Annotated in this window: 1 protein-coding gene, 2 pseudogenes and 1 riboswitch; all 3 genes and pseudogenes read right to left on the bottom strand. The window is 59.6% G+C overall.

The window, feature by feature from the left end; genetic code table 11:
- Positions 1–194, bottom strand: a pseudogene (locus ACWGTI_RS32170) (hypothetical protein); the annotation flags it as partial.
- A gap of 508 nt (positions 195–702) precedes the next feature.
- Positions 703–3,036, bottom strand: coding sequence for a 5-methyltetrahydropteroyltriglutamate--homocysteine S-methyltransferase (gene metE, locus ACWGTI_RS32165; protein WP_454590619.1), 2,334 nt, complete (start codon positions 3,034–3,036; stop codon positions 703–705).
- 89 nt (positions 3,037–3,125) lie between these two features.
- A riboswitch (cobalamin riboswitch) is annotated at positions 3,126–3,327 on the bottom strand.
- A 122-nt stretch (positions 3,328–3,449) separates the two neighbouring features.
- Positions 3,450–3,580, bottom strand: a pseudogene (locus tag ACWGTI_RS32160) (IS110 family transposase); the annotation flags it as partial.

Raw genomic sequence — 3,580 nt, 5'->3', positions numbered from 1 at the left:
GCCTGTTCGCGCCGGTGTTCAATGAGAGCCATAAGCCCTTCGGTGTCACCTCCTTGCAGGCGATGCAGGCTAATCTTCTCGGCCGCTGGCGAGTGCAGGGCTACAAGCCAGGCCGACTTGCTCAATTCCAGTGCAACGAAAATCGTGGCAGTCTTCTCGCCGACGGGCGGCAGAGCAACGGATGAGAGGTTCATGAGACGTCTCCAAGGTTAGGATGTCGGACCCCGAAACCTTACCTGAGTTCCGCCGCCCGTCGCCTCATGGGATCTTTTGACCGGAATGACGACCGATGAGCGACGACATGATGAAAACCTGCACGCTCGGGGAGAATACACTCGACGCCGAACTCTTGGGTGAGAGGATCTGGCTGAATCCAGCAGTCGGGGCATTTCAGGCGAGTCGACATCGTCACCGCTTCCCGTGCACGGGGTTTATAACGGCATCATGCGACGACGCTCTGTTTTTGGTTCAGGGACCCGACGCCCGGCAGAGATGCGCTCTGGGTCAACGGCATCGTCCTTGCAGTGATGGATGCAATAGATCGTCGCGTTGGAGGAGAAGCAGTGCCGTTGATCAGTGCCCGTCAGCGCGCCGCTTCCACGACGTGCTGACGAAGGCACATTCCCACCCGGCTCCCGTTTAGGCACAGGCTTCAGATCACTTCAGCCCAGTTTGCTCCGTCCGGGCAACGGCATATACATGCTAGGCCGCCTTGGATGCGTCTCTCAGAGAACGCGCGGCTTTGACCATATTGACAAGTGCCGGACGGACTTCCTCCCATCGACGTGTCTTCAAACCGCAATCGGGGTTGACCCAGATCTGACTATCGCAAAGGCGCTGGCGCGCCTGGGAGAGCAGGTTCTTCATCTCGTCGATTCCCGGCACCCGCGGTGAGTGGATATCATAGATGCCCGGTCCGATCTCGTTCGGATAATTGAAGTTTTTGAAGGCGTTGAGCAACTCCATCTGCGAGCGAGAGGTTTCGATGGAGATAACATCGGCATCCATTGCCGCGATCGCGTCAATAATGTCGTTGAATTCGGAGTAGCACATGTGCGTGTGGATCTGGGTCTCATCGTACACGCCCGTCGAAGCGAGCCGAAAGCATTCGATGGCCCATTCGAGATAATGCACCCGCTCGGACTTGCGTAGCGGCAAGCACTCGCGCAGTGCGGCTTCGTCGATCTGAATCACCTTGGCGCCGGCGCTTTCGAGATCACCCACCTCGCCACGAAGGGCGAGCGCGATCTGACGGCAAACGACCGAGCGCGCGAGATCATCGCGGACAAAGGACCAGTTGAGAATCGTGACGGGGCCGGTGAGCATGCCCTTAACGGGTTTGTCTGTCAGCGATTGAGCGAACCGCCACCAGCGAACCGTCATAGGGTTGGGCCGCGATACGTCGCCGAAAATGATCGGCGGGCGCACACAGCGTGACCCGTAGCTCTGCACCCAGGCATTTTGGGTGAAGGCGAAGCCGGAAAGCTGCTCCCCGAAATACTGCACCATGTCGTTTCGTTCAAACTCGCCGTGCACCAGCACGTCCAGCCCGATCTCCTCCTGCCAACGGATTGCTGCTTCGATCTCCTTCCTCAGGAACGCCTCATAGTCGACATAGCTCAGTTCTCCCTTTGCATGGGCGGCACGCGCGTTGCGAATCTCGGGCGTTTGCGGGAAAGAGCCGATCGTGGTGGTCGGAAAGGGCGGCAGACAGAGCCGCTCGTCCTGAAGCCTAGAACGTTCAGAAAAACCGCTCTTCCTGCGCATCATGCTCTCGTCGACGAAGGCGAGGCGTCCTTCGACCAGCGGATCATGAATCTTCGGGGACGTCAGACGCGCGGCGGCTGCTTGGGTTGAAGACTCCAACTGTGCTGCAACCGCCTCCCGGCCTTCGGTCAAGGCCCGGGCGATCGTGGTCAGTTCGTCCATCTTCTGCGCCGCGAATGCGAGCCACGACCTTACGTCCCGGTCCAGCGTGGTTTCCAGTTCAAGGTCGATCGGGACATGCAGAAGCGAGCACGAGGGCGCGATCTCCACTCGCTCGAGTGGCCAGCCGGCCACGACCGGTTTGATCCGGTCAAGCATGGGGCGCAGGTTCGCGCGCCAAACGTTGCGACCGTCGATCAGGCCAAGCGAAAGCACCAGGTCTTTTGGCGCAAGCCGGCCCACCGCCTCCAATTGTTCGGGAGCGCGTGCAAGGTCGAGATGCAGGCCCCCCACAGGAAGCGAAAGAGCGGTCTCGAGGTTGCCGTTCAGCCCGCCGAAATAGGTGGCGAGCATGATCTTTAGCTCCGGTGCCACTTTCGAAAGGCGCTCGTAGGCAAAATTGAACGCATCTTGCTCGTTTGGAATGAGATCGAGCACGAGTGCCGGCTCATCGATCTGCACCCAGTCGGCGCCCGCGAGTTTCAGTCGACGCAGCAGCAGCTCGTAAACCTGCAGCAGCCGCGGCAATAGCGAAACAGGGTTGAAGTCCCGGGTGGGTGACTTGGCGAGTTTGAGGAAGGTGACGGGCCCAAGGATGACCGGGCGAGTGTGAATGCCCAATGCTCTGGCATCAAGGAAGTGATCCAACGGCTTTGAGGAGGACAGGGCAAAGGCTTGATCGTCGGCGAGCTCCGGGACCATGTAGTGGTAGTTGGTGTCGAACCACTTGGTCATTTCCAGCGCTGTCACGGCTTGACCGGTTTGCCCGCCACCAGCAGCCTCTCCTTGGCTGCCACGAGCCATGGCAAAATAGGTGTCGAGCGAGATTTCTCCCACCCTCCAGCCATAGCGTGGCGGGACAGCGCCGACCATTGTTGCTGTGTCGAGCACATGATCGTAGAGTGAGAAGTCGTTGGACGGAATCTTTGTCACGCCGCGGTCGCGTTGTTCAATCCAGTTCGCGACACGCAGCGCCCGCGCCGTTTCGAGAAGGTCGGCTGCGGAAGATTTTCGCGACCAATAGGCCTCAAGCGCGCGCTTTAGCTCGCGACGGCGTCCGATGCGCGGCAGGCCAAGCGTGGCTACAGGAACTATGTGAGAGAGAGACATACCATACCCCGATGATTGGGGCGTGGACGCAAGGCAGACGTTGGCAAGCAGACGAGCCGGTTGCTACGCCCACCGAGACACCCCGCCTGTGGACCTTGTTCGCCGTGGCAGGTCTCCTGGCTCGCGGGTCAACACCTCAGCCCCTCTTCCCGAGGCTATTGACCTCCGTGACATGAGTGAGCTTGGCTCGCCGCTTACAGTTGCGGGGGCAGCGCCGGCATCTTCACCGGCTTCCCTCTTAGCTCTGTTGCGGCCGAACCGCATCAGAGAGCCATCGACTACTCACATTCCCCGGAGAGGACGTTGCTGTCAATCACATAAACAAATCTTTATATCGTGATCCGACTTGGTACGATAATTGCCGGGCGTCGGGTGATCGCGATCCTTTCGGCCGGTAGCCTGCTCAATTTCCTGCCCTTTGGGAGCCATTGCGACAATGGCCTGGCCTCGAGTCCAATGCGACTAAAAGACAATTCCAGTTCGTCGAAATAGCGGACCAGCGCCTCCGGCTCGCTGGCGATCTTGACCTCGCGCATGATCGCTC

The sequence above is a fragment of the Mesorhizobium sp. ArgA1 genome (assembly GCF_053714375.1).
The sequence above is the reverse complement of the archived record's forward strand: the minus strand, read 5'-3'. Positions and strand labels throughout refer to the sequence as shown.